Source organism: Streptomyces sp. NPDC029152 (assembly GCF_055564355.1).
Genome location: NZ_JBVHWR010000001.1, coordinates 837,541 through 860,160 on the forward strand (window position 1 = coordinate 837,541; position 22,620 = coordinate 860,160).

The 22,620-nt window shown below is 72.9% G+C and carries 20 protein-coding genes; 5 read left to right on the forward strand and 15 right to left on the reverse strand.

Annotation, left to right across the window (positions count from 1 at the left end):
- Positions 1-86: 86 nt before the first annotated feature.
- Complete coding sequence (pulA, locus tag ACZ4V6_RS03690) at positions 87-5,513, forward strand: pullulanase-type alpha-1,6-glucosidase (protein WP_467822148.1); 5,427 nt, start codon at positions 87-89, stop codon at positions 5,511-5,513.
- A gap of 50 nt (positions 5,514-5,563) precedes the next feature.
- The gene (locus tag ACZ4V6_RS03695) at positions 5,564-5,917 is read left to right on the forward strand and encodes a 5-carboxymethyl-2-hydroxymuconate Delta-isomerase (RefSeq protein ID WP_467822150.1); all 354 of its coding nucleotides are present in this window, start codon (positions 5,564-5,566) and stop codon (positions 5,915-5,917) included.
- A gap of 1 nt (position 5,918) precedes the next feature.
- On the opposite strand, the gene ACZ4V6_RS03700 is transcribed toward ACZ4V6_RS03695, so the two are convergent.
- The 3 genes from ACZ4V6_RS03700 to ACZ4V6_RS03710 all read right to left on the reverse strand — a co-directional run bounded on the left by ACZ4V6_RS03700 (position 5,919) and on the right by ACZ4V6_RS03710 (position 9,816).
- Positions 5,919-6,635 (reverse strand): TetR/AcrR family transcriptional regulator, encoded by a 717-nt coding sequence (locus ACZ4V6_RS03700; RefSeq protein ID WP_467822151.1) that lies wholly within the window; start codon positions 6,633-6,635, stop codon positions 5,919-5,921.
- Between the two features lie 66 nt (positions 6,636-6,701).
- Positions 6,702-7,811 carry a PDR/VanB family oxidoreductase gene (locus ACZ4V6_RS03705; RefSeq protein ID WP_467822153.1) on the reverse strand — a complete coding sequence of 370 codons (1,110 nt, stop codon included), beginning with the start codon at positions 7,809-7,811 and terminating at the stop codon, positions 6,702-6,704.
- An 85-nt stretch (positions 7,812-7,896) separates the two neighbouring features.
- The gene (locus ACZ4V6_RS03710) at positions 7,897-9,816 is read right to left on the reverse strand and encodes a hypothetical protein (RefSeq protein ID WP_467822155.1); all 1,920 of its coding nucleotides are present in this window, start codon (positions 9,814-9,816) and stop codon (positions 7,897-7,899) included.
- Positions 9,817-9,953: 137 nt separating this feature from the next.
- Here ACZ4V6_RS03710 and ACZ4V6_RS03715 point away from each other — a divergent pair, with 137 nt between their 5' ends.
- On the forward strand, positions 9,954-10,385 hold the full coding sequence (locus ACZ4V6_RS03715; RefSeq protein ID WP_467822157.1) for a hypothetical protein: 432 nt from the start codon (positions 9,954-9,956) through the stop codon (positions 10,383-10,385).
- 22 nt (positions 10,386-10,407) lie between these two features.
- On the opposite strand, the gene ACZ4V6_RS03720 is transcribed toward ACZ4V6_RS03715, so the two are convergent.
- The 7 genes from ACZ4V6_RS03720 to ACZ4V6_RS03750 all read right to left on the reverse strand — a co-directional run bounded on the left by ACZ4V6_RS03720 (position 10,408) and on the right by ACZ4V6_RS03750 (position 16,757).
- Positions 10,408-11,889, reverse strand: a complete 1,482-nt coding sequence (locus ACZ4V6_RS03720) for a DUF1996 domain-containing protein (protein ID WP_467822159.1) — start codon at positions 11,887-11,889, stop codon at positions 10,408-10,410.
- A 283-nt stretch (positions 11,890-12,172) separates the two neighbouring features.
- Entirely contained in the window at positions 12,173-13,192 is a 1,020-nt protein-coding gene (locus ACZ4V6_RS03725; protein ID WP_467822161.1) for an SDR family oxidoreductase, read from the reverse strand.
- A 60-nt stretch (positions 13,193-13,252) separates the two neighbouring features.
- The gene (locus ACZ4V6_RS03730; protein WP_467822162.1) at positions 13,253-13,840 is read right to left on the reverse strand and encodes a winged helix-turn-helix domain-containing protein; all 588 of its coding nucleotides are present in this window, start codon (positions 13,838-13,840) and stop codon (positions 13,253-13,255) included.
- 116 nt (positions 13,841-13,956) lie between these two features.
- A complete protein-coding gene (locus ACZ4V6_RS03735) occupies positions 13,957-14,079 on the reverse strand; it encodes a hypothetical protein (RefSeq protein WP_467822164.1) in 123 nt (40 codons plus the stop codon).
- A 153-nt stretch (positions 14,080-14,232) separates the two neighbouring features.
- Positions 14,233-15,273: a glutamine synthetase gene (gene glnII / locus ACZ4V6_RS03740; protein WP_467822166.1), complete on the reverse strand. Its 1,041-nt coding sequence runs from the start codon at positions 15,271-15,273 to the stop codon at positions 14,233-14,235.
- Between the two features lie 226 nt (positions 15,274-15,499).
- Positions 15,500-16,240 (reverse strand): hypothetical protein, encoded by a 741-nt coding sequence (locus ACZ4V6_RS03745; RefSeq protein WP_467822168.1) that lies wholly within the window; start codon positions 16,238-16,240, stop codon positions 15,500-15,502.
- Between the two features lie 157 nt (positions 16,241-16,397).
- Positions 16,398-16,757: an arsenate reductase family protein gene (locus ACZ4V6_RS03750; RefSeq protein ID WP_467822170.1), complete on the reverse strand. Its 360-nt coding sequence runs from the start codon at positions 16,755-16,757 to the stop codon at positions 16,398-16,400.
- Between the two features lie 174 nt (positions 16,758-16,931).
- Between ACZ4V6_RS03750 and ACZ4V6_RS03755 the strand changes: the two genes are divergently transcribed.
- Positions 16,932-17,246, forward strand: a complete 315-nt coding sequence (locus ACZ4V6_RS03755; protein ID WP_467822243.1) for a hypothetical protein — start codon at positions 16,932-16,934, stop codon at positions 17,244-17,246.
- 375 nt (positions 17,247-17,621) lie between these two features.
- Here ACZ4V6_RS03755 and pspAB read toward each other — a convergent pair whose 3' ends face one another.
- From pspAB to glnA, 4 genes are all read right to left on the reverse strand, one after another.
- Positions 17,622-18,200, reverse strand: coding sequence for a PspA-associated protein PspAB (pspAB, locus tag ACZ4V6_RS03760; protein ID WP_467822172.1), 579 nt, complete (start codon positions 18,198-18,200; stop codon positions 17,622-17,624).
- Positions 18,201-18,205: 5 nt separating this feature from the next.
- Positions 18,206-19,123, reverse strand: a complete 918-nt coding sequence (gene htpX, locus ACZ4V6_RS03765) for a zinc metalloprotease HtpX (RefSeq protein WP_467822173.1) — start codon at positions 19,121-19,123, stop codon at positions 18,206-18,208.
- Between the two features lie 102 nt (positions 19,124-19,225).
- A complete protein-coding gene (locus ACZ4V6_RS03770; protein WP_467822175.1) occupies positions 19,226-19,486 on the reverse strand; it encodes an SCO2583/SCO2584 N-terminal domain-containing protein in 261 nt (86 codons plus the stop codon).
- A 164-nt stretch (positions 19,487-19,650) separates the two neighbouring features.
- The gene (glnA, locus tag ACZ4V6_RS03775; protein ID WP_467822176.1) at positions 19,651-21,060 is read right to left on the reverse strand and encodes a type I glutamate--ammonia ligase; all 1,410 of its coding nucleotides are present in this window, start codon (positions 21,058-21,060) and stop codon (positions 19,651-19,653) included.
- A gap of 240 nt (positions 21,061-21,300) precedes the next feature.
- On the opposite strand from glnA, the gene ACZ4V6_RS03780 reads away from it, so the two are divergent.
- Complete coding sequence (locus tag ACZ4V6_RS03780; protein WP_467822178.1) at positions 21,301-21,768, forward strand: RDD family protein; 468 nt, start codon at positions 21,301-21,303, stop codon at positions 21,766-21,768.
- A gap of 141 nt (positions 21,769-21,909) precedes the next feature.
- Here the strand turns inward: ACZ4V6_RS03780 and ACZ4V6_RS03785 are convergent, their stop codons facing one another.
- The gene (locus ACZ4V6_RS03785) at positions 21,910-22,611 is read right to left on the reverse strand and encodes a DUF4191 domain-containing protein (RefSeq protein ID WP_077796111.1); all 702 of its coding nucleotides are present in this window, start codon (positions 22,609-22,611) and stop codon (positions 21,910-21,912) included.
- Positions 22,612-22,620: the final 9 nt, after the last annotated feature.

The window sequence follows — 22,620 nt, forward strand, 5'->3', positions numbered from 1 at the left end:
CGACCCTTGCCGCAAGACTTGCGTCGGCGCTACGGTCACGCCGGGGTCGGACCCGATCGAGCCGTAATCGCAAGGAGTTCACACCGGTGATACCGAGATGGCCGGCGCCTGTGAAGCGCCGCACCGCCGCACCCGGAGGGGCCGCCGCCCCACGGATCGCGGCCGTCACCGTCGCCGCGCTCGCGGCGACACTCCTGACACCCCTCGCCGCGCGGGCCGCCGCCCCGCCCGCACCCCCGTCGGACGCGAAGCTGGCGAAGACCGCCGCCCGCCACGACCTGACCCGCGAGCAGTTCTACTTCGTCCTGCCGGACCGCTTCGCCAACGGTGACCCCCGCAACGACCGGGGCGGCCTGACCGGCACCCGGCTCACCACCGGCTACGACCCCACCGACAAGGGCTTCTACCAGGGCGGCGACCTCAAGGGCCTGACCGACCGGCTCGACTACATCAAGGGCCTGGGCACCACCTCCATCTGGATGGCGCCCCTCTTCAAGAACCAGCCCGTGCAGGGCACCGGCGAGAACGCCTCGGCCGGCTACCACGGCTACTGGATCACCGACTTCACCCAGGTCGACCCGCACTTCGGCACCAACCAGGACCTGAAGAACCTCATCTCCAAGGCGCACGCCAAGGGCATGAAGGTCTTCTTCGACGTCATCACCAACCACACCGCCGACGTCGTCGACTACGAGGAGAAGTCCTACGACTACCTCTCCAAGGGCGCCTTCCCGTACCTGACGAAGGACGGACAGCCCTTCGACGACGCCGACTACGCCGACGGCACCCGCCGCTTCCCCCGCGTGGACGCCGGGACCTTCCCGCGCACGCCGACGGTGCCGGCCGCGAAGAAGAACCTCAAGGTCCCGTCCTGGCTCAACGACCCGGCCATGTACCACAACCGGGGCGACTCGACCTGGGCCGGCGAGTCGGCCACCTACGGAGACTTCAACGGCCTCGACGACCTGTGGACCGAACGGCCCGAGGTCGTCAGCGGCATGGAGAAGATCTACGAGCGGTGGGTGAAGGACTTCGCCATCGACGGCTTCCGGATCGACACCGTGAAGCACGTCAACATGGAGTTCTGGACCCAGTGGGCCACCGCGCTGGACGCCTACGCGGCGAAGCGGGGCCGCGACGACTTCTTCATGTTCGGCGAGGTCTACTCCGCCGACACCTCCGTCACCGCCCCGTACGTCACCCAGGGCCGTCTGGACTCCACGCTGGACTTCCCCTTCCAGGACGCGGCCCGCGCCTACGTCTCCCAGGGCGGCAGCGCCCGGAAGCTCGCCTCCGTCTTCGGTGACGACTGGAAGTACACGACCGACAAGGCCAACGCCTACGAACAGGTCACCTTCCTCGGCAACCACGACATGGGCCGCTTCGGCGCCTTCCTGAAGCAGGACGACCCGAAGGCCGGCGACGCCGAGCTGCTGAAGAAGGACGAACTCGCCAACGAGCTGATGTTCCTCAGCCGCGGCAACCCGGTGATCTACTACGGCGACGAGCAGGGCTTCACCGGCGCCGGCGGCGACAAGGACGCCCGCCAGCCGATGTTCGCCTCCCGCACCGCCGACTACCTCGACGACGACCGGATCGGCACCGACCGCACCCACGCCGAGGCCGCCTACGACACCGACGCGCCGCTGTACCGGCAGATCCGTACCCTCGCCGAGCTCCGCAAGGACAACCCGGCCCTCGCCGACGGCGTCCAGACCGAGCGGTACGCCGCCGACGGCGCCGGCGTCTACGCCTTCTCCCGCACCGACGCCACGAGCGGCACCGAGTACGTCGTCGCCCTCAACAACGCGGACGGGGCGAGGACGGCCACCTTCGCGACCGGCTCCGCGGACATGACCTTCCGCGGCCTCTACGGCACCGACGCCACCGTGCGGTCCGGCGCCGACAGGAAGGTCACCGTCACCGTGCCCGCCGGCTCGGCGATCGTCCTGAAGGCCGCGGGCCGGCTCGCCGCGCCCGCCACGAAGCCGGCGATCACCCTCACCGCACCCGCGCCCGGCGCCACCGGCACCGTCGAGCTGACGGCCGACGTCACCGGCGGACAGCTGAACCGCGTCGTCTTCGCCGCCCAGACCGGCGACGGCAAGTGGCGCACCCTCGGCTCCGCCGACCACGCCCCCTACAAGGTCACCCAGACCATCGGCGAGGACACCCCGGCCGGCACCGCCCTGCGCTACAAGGCGGTCGTCGTCGACTCGGCGGGCCGCACCGCGAGCGCCACGGCCGCCTCGGTCACCGGCACCCCGCCCGTCGAGCAGCCGCCCACCGCCGCCTCCCGCGACCACGCGATCGTCCACTACAAGCGGCAGGACGGGAACTACGGCGACTGGGGCCTGTACGCCTGGGGCGACCTCGCCGACGGCGAGGCCACCGAGTGGCCGAAGAGTCACCCCTTCACCGGCCGCGACGCCTACGGCGCCTTCGCCTACGTCAAGCTGAAGCCGGGCGCCTCGAACGTCGGCTTCCTCGTCATCGACAAGGACGGCGACAAGGACGTCGCCGCCGACCGCACCATCGACGTCACGAAGACGGGCGAGGTGTGGATCGAGCAGGGCGAGGAGAAGGTCGTCACCGAGCGGCCGGAGTACCCGGCCCAGGACACCACCAAGGCCGTGCTGCACTACCACCGCGCCGACGGCGACTACGACGGCTGGGGCCTGCACGTCTGGACGGGCGCAGCGAACCCCACCGACTGGTCGAAGCCGCTCGCGCCGGTGAGGACCGACTCCTACGGCGCGGTCTTCGAGGTGCCCCTCGCCGAGGGTGCCGGCAGCCTCAACTACATCCTCCACAAGGGCGACGAGAAGGACCTGCCCACCGACCAGGTCCTGGACCTCAGGACCAGCGGCCACGAGGTGTGGCTGGTGAGCGGCCAGGAGGAGTACCTGCTGCCGCAGCCCGCGGGCTCGGCCGCCGCCGTCGACCTCACCACCGCCGAGGCGGTCTGGATCGACCGGAACACCGTCGCGTGGAACGGCTCCGAGGGCGCCGCCTCCACCCAGCTGCTCGCCTCCCGCAGCGGCTCGGTCAAGGCCGCGAACGGCACCCTCACCGGCGACGACGTCCGGTGGCTGCGCCTGACGAGGACCACCCTCACCGACGCCCAGAAGGCGAAGTTCCCCCACCTGAAGGCGTACGCCGCCTGGTCCGTCGACCCCCGCGACCGCGACCGGGTCCGCGAGGCCCTGCGCGGCCAGGTCGTCGCCTCCCAGCGCTCCGCCACCGGCGCCGTCCTCGCCGCGACCGGCGTCCAGACCGCCGGCGCCCTGGACGACCTCTACGCCGGGGCCACCGAGGCCGACCTCGGTCCGGTGTTCCGCCACGGCCGGCCCACGCTGTCCGTGTGGGCGCCGACCGCGCAGAGCGTGAAGCTGGAGATCGGGAACCGCACGGTGGGCATGCGGCGCGACGACGCCACCGGCGTCTGGTCCGTCACCGGCCCCGCGTCCTGGAAGGGCGAGCCCTACCGGTACGTCGTCCAGGTCTGGGCGCCCGGTGCCGGCGCGATCGTCACCAACAAGGTCACCGACCCCTACTCGGTGGCCCTGACCACCGACTCCGAGCGCAGCCTCGTCGTCGACCTCGGCGACCGCGCGCTCGCCCCGCGCGGCTGGGACGGCTACACCAAGCCCGAGGCCGTGCCGCTCGGGGACGCCCAGATCCAGGAGCTGCACGTCCGCGACTTCTCCGTCGCGGACCGCACGGCCGACCCGGACCACCGGGGCACCTACCTCGCCTTCACCGACAAGGACAGCGACGGCTCGAAGCACCTGCGCGAGCTGGCGAAGGCCGGCACCTCGTACGTGCACCTGCTGCCCGCCTTCGACATCGCCACCGTCCCCGAGGACGAGGCCGACCGGGCCACCGCGGACTGCGACCTCGCCGCGCTCCCCGCCGACTCCGACAAGCAGCAGGAGTGCGTGGCGAAGACGGCCGCCCAGGACGCCTACAACTGGGGCTACGACCCGTACCACTACACGGTCCCCGAGGGCTCCTACGCCACCGACCCGGACGGCACCGCCCGCACGGTCGAGTTCCGCAGGATGGTCAAGGCCCTGAACGAGGACGGCCTGCGCGTCGTCATGGACGTCGTCTACAACCACACGGCGGCCGGCGGCCAGGCGGACACCTCCGTCCTCGACCGGATCGTGCCCGGCTACTACCAGCGCCTCCTCGCCGACGGCTCGGTCGCGAACAGCACCTGCTGTGCCAACACGGCCACCGAGAACGCCATGATGGGCAAGCTGGTCGTCGACTCGGTCGTCACCTGGGCCAAGGAGTACAAGGTCGACGGCTTCCGCTTCGACCTCATGGGCCACCACCCGAAGGCCAACATCCTCGCCGTCCGCGAGGCCCTCGACGCGCTCACCCCCGAGAAGGACGGCGTCGACGGCAAGAAGATCATCCTGTACGGCGAGGGCTGGAACTTCGGCGAGGTCGCCGACGACGCCCGCTTCGTCCAGGCCACCCAGAAGAACATGGCCGGCACCGGCATCGCGACCTTCTCCGACCGCGCCCGCGACGCCGTGCGCGGCGGCACCCCCTTCGACGCCGACCCCGGCGTCCAGGGCTTCGCCTCCGGCCTCTACACCGACCCCAACACCTCGAAGGCCAACGGCACGGAGGCCGAGCAGAGGGCCCGCCTGCTGCACTACCAGGACCTGATCAAGGTCGGCCTGAGCGGCAACCTCGCCGGGTACCGCTTCACCGACACCGACGGCAAGGAGGTCAAGGGCTCCGAGGTCGACTACAACGGCGCCCCCGCCGGATACGCCGAGGCCCCGGGCGACGCCCTCGCCTACGCCGACGCCCACGACAACGAGTCCCTGTTCGACGCCCTCGCCTACAAGCTGCCCAAGGGCACGTCCGCCGGCGACCGGGCCCGCATGCAGGTCCTCGCCATGGCGACCGCCGCCCTCTCGCAGGGCCCGGCGCTCTCCCAGGCGGGCACCGACCTGCTGCGCTCCAAGTCGCTGGACCGCAACTCCTTCGACAGCGGCGACTGGTTCAACGCCGTCCACTGGAACTGCGCCGACGGCAACGGCTTCGGCCGCGGGCTGCCGCCGGCCGCCGACAACAAGGACAAGTGGCCCTACGCGGCACCCCTGCTGACCTCGGTGAAGGTCGGCTGCCCGCAGATCACCGGCGCCTCGTCCGCGTACCGGGACCTGCTGAGGATCCGTACGAGCGAGAAGGACTTCTCCCTCACCACGGCCGGCCAGGTGCAGTCCCGGCTCTCCTTCCCGCTCTCCGGGAAGGACGAGACCCCCGGCGTGATCACCATGCGCCTCGGTGACCTGGTCGTGGTCTTCAACGCGACCCCGAAGGAGCAGCGGCAGCGGGTGGACGAGGCGGCCGGGGCCGGCTACCGCCTGCACCCGGTGCAGGCGTCCGGGGCGGACCCCGTCGTGAAGGACGCGGCCTACGCGCGGGGCTCGAGCACCTTCACGGTCCCGGCCCGCACGGTGGCGGTCTTCACCCGCGCGGGTTAGCGGAACGCTGCGGCTAGGGTGCTCCTGTCCGTCGTAGAAGAGGAGCACCCATGCCGCAGATCACCGTCGAGCGTTCCGCCCGTCTGGACGACGTCGACTGGGAGGAGTTCGCCCTCGCCCTGCACCCGGTGGTCGTCGGGACGGCGGCCGCCCGGCCGGAGGCGTGCAAGACGCGGGTCCTGCGCACCGAGGACGAGGCCGTCGGCGCCGAGAAGGAGGGGCACGCCATCGTGAACGTGTCGATCGCCCTGCTCGCCGGACGCTCCGAGGAGACGAAGGCGCAGCTCACCGAGGCCGTGGTGGAGCTGCTGCGCAAGTACGTCGAGCCCAGGGACGGGGTCGCCCTGCACCTGTCGGCCGAGGTGCGCGACCTCGACCCGTCCTACCGCAAGGCCGAGGTCTGAGCTACGACGCCAGCTCGGTCAGCCGGCCGACCAGGTCCGTGAACGGGCCGTCGGCCGGCTCGTCCTCCAGGATGCCGCGCAGCAGGGCGCCCATCCCCTCGTCGTGGACGGCGCTCACCGCCATCAGCGCGGCGAAGTCGTGCACGAGCTGGACCTCCAGCTCGGCCCGCGGGACGCGGCGGCCGTCCAGCCAGATCAGGGCCGTCGACTCGGCGAGCGAGATCCAGGAGCGGACGACCAGTTCCAGGCGCGCGGGCGGATCGGTGACGCCCAGGTGCGAAAGGATCTGGACGTACGCGGCCTGCCGTACGGAGTCGACGAGCGCGTTCGCCGCGGACGTCGTGCTCAGCGGGCAGGCCTCGCCCGCGGAGACGGCCGGACCCCCGCGCATCAGGGCCGAGAACCCGGGGCCGTGCTCGTCGACGAAGTCGAAGTAGCGCCCCATCACCCGCAGCAGCCGCGCTCCCAGCGGGCCCTGCCGGGGCTCCGCGAACCGGGCGGCCAGGTCGTCGGAGGCGCGCTGCAACGCGGCCTCGTACAGGCTGAGTTTGCCGGGGAAGTAGTGGTAGACCAGCGGACGCGAGATACCCGCGGCCGACGCTATCTCGTCGATGGAGACCTCGTCGGGCGAGCGGCGGCTGAACAGTTCGAGCGCGACGCCGATCAACTGCTGCCGCCGCTCCTCGACGCCCATTCTGCGGCGTACCCCGGTAGTCATACGAACACCTTACCGACCGGCTCCGGCCCCCTGAACGGGTCGGAGCGCCGTCGGTGTTCACCGGCCTCACAGATCCAGCACGAGCCGTGCACTCCTGGCGCGCGAGACGCAGATGAGCATCGAGTCGCCGCGCTCCGAGTCGGTCAGCAGCTCGTCCCGGTGATCGATCTCGCCCTCCAGCACCCGCTGTTGACAGGTCCCGCACCAGCCCTGCTCGCAGGAGTACGGCGTGTTCGGCAGCTCGGCGCGCACCGCGGCCAGCACGGAGGAGCCGGCGGCCACGGTCAGGGTGCGCCCGCTGCGGTGCAGCTCGACCTCGAACTCCCCGTCGCCGCCCGCCGCCGTGCGCGGCGCGAACCGCTCCAGGTGCAGGGCGGTGCCCTCCGGGAGCCGTTCCCCGACGGCCGCCATCAGCCCCTCGGGGCCGCAGCAGTAGACGGCCGCGCCCTCGGGGAGATCCGCGAGGAAGGCGTCCAGGTCCGGCAGCCCGTCCTCGTCCTCGGCGACCACGGTGACCCTCCCCCGGCCTTCGGCCGGGGGTGCCCCCGTCCCGCTCCGCCCGAGGCCCGCGTCCAGTTTCCCGATGTCCTCCAGGAACGGCATCGAGGCCCGCGTCCGCCCGCAGTACAGCAGCCGCCACTCGGTGCCCTCCGGCAGTGCCCGCAGCATGGGCAGGACCGGGGTGATGCCGATGCCGCCGGCGACGAAGACGTAGGCGGGGGCCTCGACCGGCGGGAAGTGGTTGCGCGGTCCGCGCACCTCCAGCTCCGTCCCCTCCTGCACCTGCTCGTGCACCTCGCGGGAGCCGCCCCGCCCGTCCTCGACCAGCCGCACGGCGACGGTGTACGAGGAGGTGTCCTCCGGGTCGCCGCACAGCGAGTACTGCCGGACCAGCCCCGACGGCAGGACCAGGTCCACGTGGGCCCCCGGCTCCCAGCGCGGCAGGCCGTGCCCCTCCAGACGGATCCCGACCACGCCGTCGGCCAGGCGTTCGTGCGCGGTGACCAGCAGCTTCGGACCGCGGGTCCCGGTCCGCCCGGAGACCGGCGGCCGCGCAGCGGTCGTCGTCCCCGGCGGTGGGGCCGGGGTCCGGCCCCGTACCGCCCGCCGGACGACCAGCGCGGCACCGGCCACCATCACCAGGGTCTTCAGCGTGAGGACATGCTTGTTGGACATGGCGTCAATGTACTGACGAGTAGCTCCGCCGGGAACCCTTGTGCGGCCACTTGTTGACGCCGGCGTCAGCAAGTGTGTCCGGTGCCTAGCGCAGCCCGCCGATCGTCCGTCCGTCCTCCAGGACGCCCTTCAGCTCGGCCCGCGCGCCCCGCTCGGCCCCGGCCGTCAGCAGGTTGCCGTCGGCGGAGCCGCTGACGCCGCCCGACGCCTCGATCGACTCCGTGTCCCGGCTGCCGGCGGCCAGCAGGTACCAGTCCCCGTCCTCCGACTTCCACAGCACCCCGGCCAGCACGTGCGGGTCGCGCTTGCCGCACGCCGGTACGTCCTGGGCCTTCGCGGCCACCGCGCCCCGCGCCCCGCCCGGCGTCCGGAACTGCGCCATCACCCGCGCCCCGTCCCCCCGCCAGGTCTCGGCCCGCGTGCACGTCCACTCGCCCGGACCGGTCTCGTCGGGCAGCGACTGGCTCGCGAACTCCCAGGCGTTCACCGACCGCACCCCCTGCCCGCGCACGGCGCCCAGGGAACAGGCGTACGGCGCCCAGGCGCGCAGCGCCTCGGCACCGGAGACGTCCTTGGCCTTGCCGGGCCGCCCGGTGGTGAGGCGGGCCGGGACCAGCTCGCCGAGGTCGCTCATCAGGCGGGTGTGCGAGCCGTCGGTCACCTGGAGCACGTTCCACGACGTGCAGGCCCCGGTGTGCTGGACCGGAGTGGCCAGCGGCGAGGTCACCCCGTCGGCCAGCGTCAGGTCCATCGCGCCGGAACCCGGCTTCGCCAGGTCCCGCTCGGCCGCCTTCGTCACCCAGGGCGCCGTCAGATAGCGCACGTTGCCGTCGGTCCGGCCCAGCACCACCGCGTTCGCCTCCGCCCGGCCGGCCCCGTCGGCCCGCGCGAAGTCGAGGGCGGCGCCCGCCGTGCCGTCCTTCGGCTCGGCGTAGCGGACGATGCGCAGACCGTCGTAGAGGATCACCACGCGCGCGGTGTCGACGGTCCCGGCGTACAACAGCTGCGGCGGTCCGGCCGGCCCGCCGGTCGCGGTGCCCGCCGTCGCCGAGACCCGCACGTTCCCGCCGGGGCGGGCCCAGACGGCGAGGGCCCGGCGCAGCAGCCCCTTGTCGCGGGCGAGGCCGCCGCGCGCCGGCCACACCGAGAAGTCGGTGCGCGCGGACGTCTTCCAGGCGGCGGGCGCGGCCCGCGTCAGCCTGCCGGGGTCGAGGGCCGCCTCGGCCGCCGGATTGCGTGCGTACGCCGGGGCGGCGGCGCCGTCCGGTCCCCAGCCGTCCCCGGGCAGGCCCAGCAGCGCCCCGCACACCACCAGCGCCGCCCCGGCGACCAGCGCCGCCTTCGTGTGCCGCCGGCGCCGCATCAGGTCGGTGGGCCGGGCCTGCAGCGAGCAGGGGTCGAACTCGGGGGAGCCGAGCAGCGCGTACTGGTCCGCCACCTCGTCGGCCTCACGCAGCGCGGCGTCGGCGTCGGCGACCCCGGCGGCCGTCAGCAGCCGCCGTACGTCGCCGTCGGGGAGCCCGTCGAGACCGCGCAGCGCGTACGCCGCCCGGGCCGGGCCGGACAGGGCGGACAGCCGCTGGTCCAGGGCGAGTTCGTCGGCGCCGCCCGAACGCGGGAACAGCTTGAGCCCCCACACCTGGGGCAGCAGCGGCGGCAGCTGGGAGCGCCTGGGCCACGCCCGGCGCCGAAGCGGAAGCCCCGCCTCCAGCGCCGTGCGCACGACCCGCAGACGCACCAGGGCGTACCCCGGATCGCCCTCGCGGCCGGACGACTGGGCCGGGATGACGGGCGTCGCCGTCCGGGTGCGGGGCAGCGCGCGCTGGGCCAGGGCGTGCGCGGTCAGCACCCGGCGGCTGCGGCCGAGGTCCGGCGGCAGCACCAGGTAGGCGAGCCGGACCAGACCCGGATAGTGCTCGACGAGCGCGGCCTCGGCCTGCTCGACGTCGACGACCGGGTCACCGGCGGACGGTGCGGGGCGCTGGGCGACATCCTGTGACTGCACGTCCAGCGCAACGAGCCAACCGGCCCGTGGTCACCCGGTGAACCTCTGAGCGCTCCGCGCCCCGCCGCCGTATCGATGGCCGGGGGCCCTCGCCGGGGCTCCGTGCGGCATGTCGCCGGAAGGGACCGGAGGAACACATGAGGCTGACCCGACCGATGCTCGCGCTGGCCGGAGCGGCCGCGGTGCTGGCGCTGACGGGCTGCGCGCCCGAGGGGGACGGCGAGGCCGCCGTACCGGAGACGGCGACCGGGAGCCTGGAGCACCTGGCCGCCGGGGCCGGCTGCGAGCCGGACCTGCAGACCGACGCGGACACCGTCCGCCAGGCCCTCTGCGAGAAGGACGGGGAGAAGTACGTCCTCGCCACCTTCGCCACCGACCGCGGACAGCGCGAGTGGATCGACACGGCCAAGGACTACGGCGGTCACTACCTCGTCGGCCGCAAGTGGGTCGCCGTCGGCCATGAGGACGTCGTGGCCGGCCTGCGCGTCCTGCTCGGCGGAACCCTGGAGGAGGGGGCGCGGCACGGGGGCGGCACGCACCCGGCCGGGCACGGCGGCCACGGGAGCTGACCTCACGCGGGCACGGGGAGGACTACGTGCAGTCCTCGCCGTTGTTGATGCAGTCGACCACCTTGTCCATCAGGTCCTCGTCCATGACGTTGATGAAGTCGTTGTGGTCGGTGACCGGCTTGTGCAGCTGCTCCGGGAAGCTGTCCACGGCGTACGGGTTGCGCACCCGGCCGTTCTCGACGGTCGGGGCGGGGACGTCGTACACCAGGCGGACCTGGAGCTGGGGGATGGCCCGGAAGCCGTCCGGGCAGTCGCCGTCCTCGTCGACGAACGCCGTGTGGGTGCGGTGGTTGGCGCTGTCGGTGTTCCGGCCGTCCCAGCAGCTCTGGAAGTTGGCCGTCCGCACCACCTGGCTGCCGTCGGGGCACAGCGGGTACTTGTCCGTGACCTGCCGGTCCTCGAAGCCTGTGCAGCTCCACGAGCTGTTGGCGTTCGCGTCGCCGTTGGTGAAGGACTTGGCGTCACCGGTGATGATGCGCAGGAACTTCGGCATCGCGACCACGTCGCCCCGCCGGTTGCCGACGAACCTCAGCTCGGCCCGGGCGGGCTTGAGGATCCTGCCGACGTTGCCCTCGGCGCCGCCTCCCTGGTCGCCCGCGTCGAACTCCCGCGTGCCGTCCTGGAGCCGCAGCACCGGCCAGTAGTAGGTGGACCTGTCGCCCTGGTTCCGGCACGAGGTGCCGGCGTTCGCCAGGTCGTCGTCGCTGGAGAAGGCGTCGTTGTCCTGGTTGCCGACGTAGTCGTGGGTGTGGTGCGCGCCGTTGTCGACACCGGGGGCGGCGATCAGGTTGTCGCTGTTGAACAGGTTGTCCTCGTTGACGCCGCAGTCGGTGGTGAAGGTGCCGGTGGAGCCGCCGTCGCCGTCGGCGGCGAGGCCGTTGCGGCTGTCGCGGGAGTCCGGCCGGACGTCGCCGATGTCGATGAAGTCGTCGGCCACCGGGCCCGCGGCACCGTTGCCGTTGCCGCCCCCCTGGTCCTGGCCGCCGTCGCCGTCCTGACCACCGCCGTCCTGACCACCGCCGTCCTGCGGCTGGTCCGCGGGGCGGCCCTGGCACGTGGCCAGGTCGTCCAGGCCGTCGTCCGCCCGGCCGCCGGCCCGGTCGATCTCCAGCCGGATCCGGTCGATGATCGCCTTCCGCCGGTCCCTGAGCGGCCCGAGGATGGCGTTGTCGACGAACCGGGGGTCCCCGGCCTGCGCGCGCCGCGTGGTGGCGAGCCGCTGGTAGGCGTCGGTGATCTGGCTGTCCAGCGTGGCCAGTTCGCCGTCCACCTCCCCGCGGGCGCGGTCCGGCACGTCGGAGAGCCGCTGGCCGACGTCGGGACAGCTGATGGTCGCGACCTGCGCCGCGGCCGACGTCGTCCGGTTGTGCGGCGAGCGCTCCTCGTGGGCCGAGGCGTGGAAGTTCGCCCAGACCAGTCCGCCACCGCCGAGCGCCAGGGCCGCCGCCCCGGCAACGGCCTTGCCGGCCAGCGGCATCCGGCGTTTTCTCGTGTTGCGTCCCATGGAACTCCTCTGACTTCCTTGCGGGGCGTCGAGGCGCCCGACAGGAGTGAAGCGGCTCCCCTCCATACGGAAGCCGCCCCACGGGTGTTCACCCGTCTCGGGAATCGCGGGGTCCTGTGGGGCCGGTGCGGCTCGGCGGCCGTGACCGAGGCACGCCGGGACCGCCCCCCACGGCCGCCGGGCCCGCGTTCCGCGCCCGCGTCCCGCCGTCGCCCGCCGTCCCGAAGTCCACGGCCTCGGTCCCGTGGAGCCCGTGGCCCGGGTCACCGGGCCGGGCACCCGGTCAGGGGGCGGTGCCGGGCGCACCCCCGTCCGCCGCGAGCACCTTCGCCTCCGTCTCCGGGTCCAGTCCCACCGGCGGCCGGTCCGGGCGCCGCGGCGCCGCGCCGCCGACGGACCGCAGCCAGGTCCAGGTGTCGGAGACGGTCTCGGCGACCGGCCGGCAGCGCAGCCCCGTCGCCAGCGCCCGGGAGACGTCGGCCGTGTGCAGGGCGTCGTGCAGGTCGCTGCCCGGCGGCACCCACACCGGCAGCTGCGTCCACGGCTCGACGCCGGCGCCGAGGACGGTGCCGGGGTCCGTCCAGCGCAGCTCGGCCGCGCCGCCCGTGACCCGGACGCAGGCGTCGAGCAGGGCGCCCATGGTGGCGTGCCCCGGCGCGGAGACCAGGTTGTACGCCCCGCCCAGCTCCTGTTCCACCGCGCCGAGGGCCCAGGCGGCGAGGTCACGGACGTCGACGTACTGCAACGGCAGGTCCCGGGGTCCGGGTGCGAGCACCGGGCCGCCGCGCGCGACGCGGTCCAGCCACCACGGCAGCCGCCCGATGTTCTCGTACGGGCCGAGGATCAGCCCCGACCGCACGAGCACCGAGCGGTCCGCGCCGAAGGCGTCCAGGACGGCCAGCTCCGCGCCCCGCTTGTCCCGGGCGTAGCCGCTCTGCCCGGCGTCCGCCGCCGCGCCCTCGACCAGCGGGGCGTCCTCGGTGTACCCGGCGGGCGGGGCCCAGGCGTACACCGAGCAGCTCGACACGTACACGTACCGGCCGACGCGGCCGGCCAGCAGCCGTGCCGCGTCCCGCACCGCGCGGGGCGCCGCCGACCAGGTGTCGACGACGGCGTCCCAGGCGCCCTCGGCCAGGGCGGTGAGCCCGTCGGCCGCGGTGCGGTCGCCGTGCAGCGACCGCACCCCGGCCGGCGGCGCGTGCCGCCCCCGGTGGAAGACGGTCACCTCCCAGCCGCGCCCGAGGGCCGCCTCCACCACGGCCCGCCCCACGAACTCCGTACCGCCCAGCACCAGTAGCCTCATGCGGCTCACCCTGCCCGGTGCGGCGCTCCGGGGGAACGGCCCTCTGCCGACAGCAGAGCCTCAGCCTCCGGTGGGCGGCGTGTACTTGTAGCCGACGCGCCGCACGGTCTGGATCGCCCGCCGGTGTTCGGCGCCCAGCTTGCGGCGCAGCCGGGCGACGTGCACGTCCACGGTGCGGCCGTCGCCGACGTGGCCGTAGCCCCACACCGTGGTGACGAGGTGGTCGCGGGTGTGGACGCGGTGCGGGTGTGCGACGAGGTGGGCGAGCAGCTCGAACTCGAGGTAGGTCAGGTCGAGCCGGCGTCCGTCCACGGTGGCGGTCCGGCGCGCGGCGTCGATCCGGACGAGCGGGTCGCCCGGGACGTCGGCCTCCTCGGCGTCCTGCCGCGCCGTGCCGGGCACGGCCGCCGGCGGGAAGGGCGGCTGCCGGTCGGCGGGGACGAGCACCAGGTAGCCGACCATGGGCGGGCGGCCCGGCAGGGTGGGCAGCGTGTGCGGGGGAGCGGGCAGCCAGGTGGCGCCCGGCGGCAGGAGGTCCGCGACGTCCACCACCTCGTCCCGGTCCACGGCCCGCAGCCGGTGGCGGGCCGGGGCGGAGGGGGCGGAGGCGGTGACGGGAGCGGTGGAGAGGGAACGGGTGGTCGCCATGAGAGGTCAGCTCTTTCGCGCGAGGAGTTCGTCGGGAGGGCGACGGCCGCGGCGCGGTGGCCGGGGGCGTCGGGGACGTACGTCGTGCGCGTCGGCGGAAGGCCGGGACTACGGCTTCACAGGGCCGGCGCGATCGTCGCGCGGCAACACACCCGGTCGAAGTCGTGGTGCTGACGGGAAGGCCAGAAGGGCTCGAGGTCGTGGCGACCCGTCGCTGCGTACTTCTGGAAGGCGGACATGGGTCCATTGAAGCAGACGGCCGCGCCGGACAGGAGACTCCTCTCACTGCTTGGACGTCCTCCGGCGCCTCCTGACGCCACGTCGGCCGGAAACCGACGCCGGGAAGGGGCGTCCGCCACGACGGCGGACGCCCCTTCCCGGAACGGCGCGGATCAGACCTGGCCGGCCTTCTCCAGCGCGGAGCAGCAGGTGTCCACCAGCAGGCGGGTCACCACGTACGGGTCGACGTTGGCGTTGGGACGGCGGTCCTCGATGTAGCCCTTGCCGTCCTTCTCGACCTGCCAGGGGATGCGGACGGAGGCGCCGCGGTCGGAGACGCCGTAGGAGTACTCGTTCCACGGGGCGGTCTCGTGCAGGCCGGTCAGGCGGTCGTCGATGCCGGCGCCGTAGTTCTTGACGTGGTCCATCGGCTTGGAGCCCTCGCCGAGCGACTCGCAGGCGGTGATGATCGCGGCGTACCCCTCGGGTCCTTCGCGCATCGCCTTGGTGGAGAAGTTGGTGTGCGCGCCCGCGCCGTTCCAGTCGCCCTTGACCGGCTTGGGGTCGAGGGTGGCGGAGACGCCGAAGTCCTCGGCGGTGCGGTAGAGCAGCCAGCGGGCCACCCACAGCTGGTCGGAGACCTCCAGCGGCGCCAGCGGGCCGACCTGGAACTCCCACTGGCCGGGCATGACCTCGGCGTTGATGCCGGAGATGCCGAGTCCGGCCTTCAGGCAGTTGTCCAGGTGGGCCTCGACGACGTCGCGGCCGAAGATCTCGTCCGAGCCGACGCCGCAGTAGTAGCCGCCCTGCGCGGCCGGGAAGCCGCCCTCGGGGAAGCCGAGCGGGCGGGAGCCCTTGAAGAAGGTGTACTCCTGCTCGATGCCGAAGACCGGCTCCTGCGCGGCGAACCGTTCCGCCGTCCCGGCCAGTTCGGCACGGGTGTTGGTGGGGTGCGGCGTCAGGTCCGTGTCGAGGACCTCGCACAGCACCAGGATGTCGTCGCCGCCGCGGATCGGGTCGGGGCAGGAGAAGACCGGCCGGAGCACGCAGTCCGAGGAGCGGCCCTCGGCCTGGTTGGTGGAGGACCCGTCGAAGCCCCACAGGGGAAGGGCGTCCAGGCCGGCCGGGGAACCCGTGATGATCTTCGTCTTGGAACGGAGCTTGGCCGTCGGCTCGGTGCCGTCGATCCAGATGTACTCAGCCTTGAAGGTCACGGGGCCACATCCTTCGGGGTGGGTCTGGGCGCACTTGCGGGTGCTGCGGCGCTGCGGCACCGGACGCCGCGTCTGCTGCCGTGCAGCGTGCCAACAGGCGATTTCCCGTCCGTTGCCCGTATGTGAACCCCGTGTTACCCGGGGGAGGTGTGGCGCGCCTCACGGCCCCGGCCTCCGCTCGGCGCGGGCCGGGCGGAGGCGTGGGGGGGCGGGGAGGGAGAGGCGGTCAGCCCACCTTCTCGATCAGCGCCCGGCGGATGAGGAACTTGCCCTGCTCCCGGACCTGTTCGAACGCCGCGTCGTTGAGCAGGACGCAACTGCCCGAGACCGAGCCGACCCTCACCGTCGTGGACCTGCCGTTGTCCAGGTTGGTCACCTTGAGCTCGGTGCCCAGCGGGAACCGGTCGCTGGAGGCGGCCGGGGCGCCGCCCTCGCCGGAGAGGGTGACGGTGGAGCCGTCGCACACCTGCTCACCGGCCTGCGCGGCGCCGCCCGCCCGGTCCCCGGCCTGCTGCCCGGCCTCTTCCCGCCCGGCCTCTTCCCGCCCGGCTCCTTCCCGCCCGGCGTCCTGGCCCGTCTCCCGCCCGGCGTCCCGGTCCGCGCCCGGGCCGTCCTGCGGCGGCTGCGCTGCCCGGGAGTCCTGAGCCGGCTCCCCCACCGCACACCCGGACGCCGCCTGCTTGCGCTCGATCTCCGCGACGACCGCCTCGCGGTTGGCGATCCGGGCCCCGGACTGCGCGTCCGGACGGGCCCGCTGACCGTCGATGAACCGCTGGTTGTCGCCGAGCGCGGTGGCCAGGCCCTGGCAGACGGTGGAGTCCTGCGCGGACCTGGTCCGCGCGTCCTGGGTGGTCTGCGCGGCGTTCGAGGCGTTCGCCGTCACGAAGGCCCCGCCGCCCGCCACCGACGCGGCGCCCACCAGCAGTGCGATCTTCTTCTTCGTACCGAGACTTCTCCTGCGCGACATGCGCGCCTCCTGAAGAGGTAGGGGAGCGTACGCCGCTATGTACGAGATATCGAACGGGGTTGCTCAGCGGTCACGGGGAACGGCCGGAGTAACCTGCGTCACATCCGGGCCGGGAGGAGGCCGTGGTCCCGGGGTCCGGCCGCCGGCGACGCGGTGCTCAACGGGACAGCGCGTCCCGGACCGCCTCCTCGGAGCGGCCCACGACGGCCGTTCCGTCCTCCGCCGTGATGATCGGGCGCTGGATCAGCTTCGGGTGCGCGGCGAGCGCGGCGACCCAGCGGTCGCGGGACGCCTCGTCGCGGGGCCAGTCCCTCAGCCCGAGTTCCTCGGCGTCGGCCTCGCCGGTGCGGGTGATGTCCCACGGTTCGAGGCCGAGGCGGGTGAGCACCTCGCGGATCTCGTCCTCGCCGGGGACGTCCTCCAGGTAGCGGCGGACGGTGTAGTCGGCACCCTCGGCGTCGAGCAGGCTGAGGGCGCTGCGGCACTTGGAACAGGCCGGGTTGATCCAGATCTCCATGCCGCACACGGTAGCCCGAGGGGCGCGGAACCCGTTCTCCCCGCACGCCTCAGCAACCCCGAAAACCCTTGTGGCCAGGGGCTTTTGTCAGTGGGGAGCGGTAAAATGGAAGCAGTGTTCGAGGGTGTCGCCGGGGTGTCCGGACGGCGCCCCGACCGCGACAGGAGGATGCCCGTGCCCGCTGCCGCACTGAAGCAGAAGCCCTTGCCCACCCAGTCGACCGCCGAGCGACCCGTCCTGCTCGACCTGCCGTACCAGCCCGTGGAGAAGCGTCCGCTGCCGGCGGGCCGCCCCCGCGAGTGGTACGTCACGCACAACCGCCGGCTCAAGGCGATGCGCCTCGCCATCGCCCTGCTCGACTCCGGCGTCTACCTGCCCGACCAGGCCCGCGACGAGACGATACGCAGCGCCGCGGAGACGATCGGCGTGCACCCGCCGTCGGACACGACGTGCCGCATGGTGCGGGCGCTGATGCGGTACTCGCGGTGACGCGGGCGCCGGGTGCCGTCTCCCTTCCCGGTGCCCGGCGTCGTGGTCGCCGTCGGCTGGGGGGCGCCGCCCCCCAGACCCCCGCTTCGGCCTGAACGGCCTCGTCCTCGAACGCCGGACGGGCTGGATGTCCCGGCCGGCGTCGAGAGGTGACCTGTGCCGGCGGCTCCCGCTCCGGTGGCGTCCAAAAGCCCGGGGTGATCCGGGTGGTCCCCACCCGGCCCCGCCGGCCGCTGTCGCAGCGCGAGCCTCGCCCGCCGCCCCACCGCCCCGATGTGCCGCCTTCCCTCACCCGTACCGGCCTGCGCCCGCCCGCCGTGCCTCGGTACGGCCGTCCTGCCCGAGCCCACTGACAGCCGGCGGGGCCCGCGCCGGTCACAGTCCGGGCGCGCCCCACACCGGGAACCACCGGCCCAGGTCGCCCTCGACCGGCAGCTCCCCGTCGAGCACCGCCCGCACCCGCAGCTCCAGCGCGTTGTCCCGCCGCTGCCGGTCGCCGGGCAGGGGCGCGAACGGGTAGAAGGTGCCCCGCTTGTAGAGGTAGACGAGCGCGAGCCGCCGCCCGTCGTCGTCGCGGAAACCGGCCAGCGAGCACAGCAGCTGCGGACCGAAGCCGTTGACCTCCATGGAGCTGTTCACCGCGTGCAGGTCGTTCACGAGCAGCGGCAGCTCGTCGGGGGAGCGGTGCGATACGAGCCAGGAGTAGCCGTAGGAGTCGTGGCTCAGCTCCACCGGGATCCGGCCGGCGTCCGCGTCCAGCAGGGCCCGGACCTCGCGGTGGGTCTGCTCGAAGGCGGCGCCCTCGACCGTCGCGAAGCACACCGCGCCCTGCCCGGTCGGTGTGAAACCGGCCGCCGCCTGAAGGCTCACCGCCGCCGAGGGCAGCGCGAAGAGCCGGTCCAGGTCGGGCGTGACGGGCTTGGTGCGGCCGAGCAGGATGTCCAGCAGGCCCATGGCCCTCAGGCCTTTCCGGGCGCCGCCGCCTCACCCAGTTCGGCGGAGATCCGGCCCAGCTGGTCGAGCCGCTGCTCCAGGCTGGGGTGCGTGGCGAAGAGCCGGCCGAGGCCGGGCTCGGCGCCGAAGGCGGGCGTGAAGTAGAAGGCGTTGAAGGCCTGGGCCGTGCGCAGGTCCTTCGTCGGGATGCGGGCGATGTCGCCGGTCACCTTGGTGAGCGCCGCCGCCAGCGCCGAGGGACGGCCGGTGAGCAGGGCGGCGGCCCGGTCCGCGGCCAGCTCCCGGTACCGGGACAGGGACCGGATCAGCAGGAAACTGAGCGCGTACACCGCCGCCGAGACGCCCATCACGGCCGCGAACACGACCAGGGTGTTCTGGTCCCGCCGTCCGCCGCCGAACAGCTGCGAGTAGAAGGCGAACCGCACGATCAGCCCCGCGATCACCCCGAGGAAGGACGCGACCGTGATCACGGCGACGTCCTTGTGCGCCACGTGCGACAGCTCGTGCGCGAGCACGCCCTCCAGCTCGGCCGGCTCCAGCCGGCGCAGCAGCCCGGTGGTCACGCAGACCACCGCGTTGTCCGGGTTCCGCCCGGTCGCGAACGCGTTCGGCATGTCCATCGCCGACACGGCGACCACCGGCTTCGGCATGCCGGCCATGGCCGACAGCCGGTCGACCACGCCGTGCAGCTCCGGATACTCCTCCCGCTCCACGACCCGGCCCCGCATCGCGAACAGCGCGATCCGGTCGGAGAACCAGTACTGCGCGCCGAAGACCAGGGCCACGATCACCACGACCAGGACCCAGGACTTCAGCAGCACGATCAGCGCGGCGAAGAAGCCGACGTACAGCAGCCCGAGGAGGAAGAGCGTGGTCCCCATGCGCACGGTCAGCCGCCGGTCGCTCCGGAAGCGGCTCTGCATCTGTATCACCCCGCAGTCGCGCACTCGTCCCGCTGTCCAGTGTGCACCCTTTGCACCCCATGGGCGGGTCGCGGTCGCCACCAGGGGCGGCACAGAAGAGGCCTAGTAGGGCGACCGGAATTCGGCGTACCCGAGCAGGACGATCACGGCGGCCACGCAGCCGAGCACCACGGCGGTGGACACCCACGACGACCGGCGGCCGGGTCCCCCGCGGTCGGGGCCGGCGCGGAAGGGGACCGGTCCGGGCGGGTTCTCCTTCCAGCGGGCGGCGAGCATCCGGGCGCGCGCGGAGGGTTCCTTGTGCTCGGCGCGGTCGGCCCACGTGAGGTCGAACTCGCGCTCCTCGTCGTCCCGGTCGGACATGTCCGGTCCCTCTCCCGTCCCCTGACTCGAACAACCGTGTCGGTGACATGATCCCGGGCCGGGACGCCCCGGAGAAGCTTTCCGGCCGACGACGGCGCCCCCGCCCCCTGGCGCACAGGGGGCGGGGGCGCCGTCGTCGGCCGGGCCGGGGGCCCGGGTGCCGGTCACACGTCGAAGTACATCTCGAACTCGTGCGGGTGCGGACGCAGCTGCAGCGGGGCGATCTCGTTCGCGCGCTTGAAGTCGATCCACGTCTCGATCAGGTCCGGCGTGAAGACGTCGCCCTGGAGCAGGAACTCGTGGTCGGCCTCCAGGCGGTCGAGGACGGCGCCGAGGGAGGTCGGGACCTGCGCCACGTTGGCGTGCTCCTCGGGGGCCAGCTCGTAGAGGTCCTTGTCGATCGGCTCGGCCGGCTCGATCTTGTTCTTGATGCCGTCGAGGCCGGCCAGCAGCAGCGCAGAGAAGGCCAGGTACGGGTTGCCGGAGGCGTCCGGGGCGCGGAACTCGACGCGCTTGGCCTTCGGGTTCGAGCCCGTGATCGGGATGCGCATCGCGGCGGAGCGGTTGCGCTGCGAGTACACCAGGTTCACCGGCGCCTCGAAGCCCGGCACCAGGCGGTGGTAGGAGTTCACCGTCGGGTTGGTGAAGGCCAGCAGCGACGGGGCGTGCTTGAGGATGCCGCCGATGTAGTAGCGGGCGGTGTCCGACAGGCCGGCGTAGCCCTGCTCGTCGTAGAACAGCGGCTCGCCGTTGGTCCACAGCGACTGGTGGACGTGCATGCCCGAGCCGTTGTCACCGAAGATCGGCTTCGGCATGAAGGTCGCCGTCTTGCCGTTCCGCCAGGCCACGTTCTTCACGATGTACTTGAAGAGCATGAGGTCGTCGGCGGCGGCCAGCAGCGTGTTGAACTTGTAGTTGATCTCGGCCTGGCCGGCGGTGCCCACCTCGTGGTGCAGGCGCTCCAGCTGGAGACCGGACCGCTGCAGTTCCAGGGACATCTCGGCGCGCAGGTCGGCGAAGTGGTCGACCGGCGGGACCGGGAAGTAGCCGCCCTTGTAACGGACCTTGTAGCCGCGGTTGTCCTCCAGGGCGCCGGTGTTCCAGGCGCCGGCCTCGGAGTCGATGTGGTAGAAGGCCTCGTTCTCCCGGGTGGCGAAGCGCACCGAGTCGAAGACGTAGAACTCCGCCTCGGGGCCGAAGTACGCCGTGTCGGCGATGCCGGTGGAGGCGAGGTAGGCCTCGGCCTTCTTCGCCACGTTGCGCGGGTCACGGGAGTACTGCTCGCCCGTGATCGGGTCGTGGATGAAGAAGTTGATGTTGAGGGTCTTGTCCCGGCGGAACGGGTCGATGCGCGCGGTGGACAGGTCGGGGCGCAGGGACATGTCCGACTCGTGGATGGCCTGGAAGCCGCGGATCGAGGATCCGTCGAAGGCCTGCTCGTCATCGGGGTCGAACGCCTCGGCGGGCAACGTGAAGTGCTGCATGACGCCCGGCAGGTCGCAGAACCGGACGTCGACGAACTTGACGTCCTCGTCCGCGATGAACTTCTTGGCCTCGTCGGCGTTCTGGAACATCCAGCTCCTCCTACTCCCGACCGTCCCGCCGGGGTGGTAGATCGTTCGTGCGCCAGTGCGGGTGGCACACGCTGCCTCGACCCTAGGGACGGGTGATTTCTCGGGCGTGACCCGTTTGTTTCGCAGAAGTTAACCGGCCCTCCTCCAGCCTAGGCTCCATCCGGCCCCGGCACACCCCGCCGGGCGCCTCGCCGTGCCCCGCCCTGTCTGGGGCGCGGGCGCGCACAGTACCGTGGACGGGTGGACAACAGGCAAGCAATCGGATCGTGGCTCTCCGGACCGCGCGCGGCCATCGAAGGGGCCGGCGCCGATCTCGGGTACCGGGGCGAGCAGCTCGGGCTGCCGGAGGAGGGGCCGGGCTCCATCGCCCGTCCGGGCCGCAGGCTCGGCGCCCTCGCCGTCGACTGGGCGCTGTGCTCCCTGATCGCATACGGCCTGATCACGGGCAGCTACGGCCAGACCGCGAGCAACTGGGCGCTGCTGATCTTCTTCGTGCTCAGCGTCCTGACCGTCGGCACGGTCGGCTTCACCCCGGGCAAGCGCCTCTTCGGCCTGCGCGTGGTGGAGCTGAGCACGGGCCGCGTCAGCCCGGTGCGCGCGCTGCTGCGGTCGGTCCTGCTGTGCGTCGCGGTCCCCGCGCTGATCTGGGACCGGGACGGCCGGGGACTGCACGACCGGTTGGCGCGCACCGTGGAGGTCCGGATCTAGCGCCCCTGCGGCTGCGGCTGCACGGACGACGGGTACGGCGACGGGGCGCCCGGAGCCGCGCGGCGGCGGCCGCGCACTGGCTGGGTCGGACGCCCCGTCGCCGTACCGCGTCCAGGGGCCGGACGCCGGGTCCTGCCGGGCTCAGCGCCTGGGGTTGCCGCCCTTCGGCATGCGCATGCCCTTGGGCATCGGACCCTTGGGCAGGGGCATGTTGCTCATCAGGTCGCCCAGGGCGCGCAGCCGGTCGTTGGTCGTGGTGACCTGCGGGCCGGTCAGGACGCGCGGGAGCTTGAGCATGGTCGTGCGCAGCTTCTTCAGCTCGACCTGGCCCTCGCCGGTGCCCACGATCAGGTCGTGGACGGGCACGTCGGCGACGATCCGGTTCATCTTCTTCTTCTCGGCCGCCAGCAGGGACTTCACCCGGTTCGGGTTGCCCTCGGCGACCAGCACGATGCCGGCCTTGCCGACCGCGCGGTGCACCACGTCCTGGTTGCGGTTCATCGCCACCGCGGGGGTCGTCGTCCAGCCCCGGCCGATGTTGTCCAGCACGGCCGCGGCGGCGCCCGGCTGGCCCTCCATCTGCCCGAAGGCCGCCCGCTCGGCCCGGCGCCCGAAGACGATCGCCGTCGCGAGGAAGGCGAGCAGCAGGCCCAGGATGCCGAGATAGATGGGGTGACCGATCAAGAAACCGATCGCGAGGAGGACACCGAAGACGACGATGCCGACACCCGCGAGCACAAGACCGATCTTCTTGTCGGCCTTGCGGGTCATCTTGTAGGTCAGAGCGATCTGCTTCAGTCGCCCGGGGTTCGCAGCGTCCGCTGCAGGTTCCTTCCTCGCCATGCCGTGAAG

Coding starts and splice junctions, on each gene's coding strand:
- ACZ4V6_RS03695 (WP_467822150.1), top strand. CDS start 5,564: ATGCCGCAGATCACCGTCGAGCGTTCCGCCCGTCTGGACGACGTCGAC.
- ACZ4V6_RS03700 (WP_467822151.1), bottom strand. CDS start 6,635: ATGACTACCGGGGTACGCCGCAGAATGGGCGTCGAGGAGCGGCGGCAG.
- ACZ4V6_RS03705 (WP_467822153.1), bottom strand. CDS start 7,811: ATGTCCAACAAGCATGTCCTCACGCTGAAGACCCTGGTGATGGTGGCC.
- ACZ4V6_RS03715 (WP_467822157.1), top strand. CDS start 9,954: ATGAGGCTGACCCGACCGATGCTCGCGCTGGCCGGAGCGGCCGCGGTG.
- ACZ4V6_RS03720 (WP_467822159.1), bottom strand. CDS start 11,889: ATGGGACGCAACACGAGAAAACGCCGGATGCCGCTGGCCGGCAAGGCC.
- ACZ4V6_RS03725 (WP_467822161.1), bottom strand. CDS start 13,192: ATGAGGCTACTGGTGCTGGGCGGTACGGAGTTCGTGGGGCGGGCCGTG.
- ACZ4V6_RS03730 (WP_467822162.1), bottom strand. CDS start 13,840: ATGGCGACCACCCGTTCCCTCTCCACCGCTCCCGTCACCGCCTCCGCC.
- ACZ4V6_RS03735 (WP_467822164.1), bottom strand. CDS start 14,079: ATGTCCGCCTTCCAGAAGTACGCAGCGACGGGTCGCCACGACCTCGAG.
- ACZ4V6_RS03745 (WP_467822168.1), bottom strand. CDS start 16,240: ATGTCGCGCAGGAGAAGTCTCGGTACGAAGAAGAAGATCGCACTGCTG.
- ACZ4V6_RS03750 (WP_467822170.1), bottom strand. CDS start 16,757: ATGGAGATCTGGATCAACCCGGCCTGTTCCAAGTGCCGCAGCGCCCTC.
- pspAB (WP_467822172.1), bottom strand. CDS start 18,200: ATGGGCCTGCTGGACATCCTGCTCGGCCGCACCAAGCCCGTCACGCCC.
- htpX (WP_467822173.1), bottom strand. CDS start 19,123: ATGCAGAGCCGCTTCCGGAGCGACCGGCGGCTGACCGTGCGCATGGGG.
- ACZ4V6_RS03770 (WP_467822175.1), bottom strand. CDS start 19,486: ATGTCCGACCGGGACGACGAGGAGCGCGAGTTCGACCTCACGTGGGCC.
- glnA (WP_467822176.1), bottom strand. CDS start 21,060: ATGTTCCAGAACGCCGACGAGGCCAAGAAGTTCATCGCGGACGAGGAC.
- ACZ4V6_RS03785 (WP_077796111.1), bottom strand. CDS start 22,611: ATGGCGAGGAAGGAACCTGCAGCGGACGCTGCGAACCCCGGGCGACTG.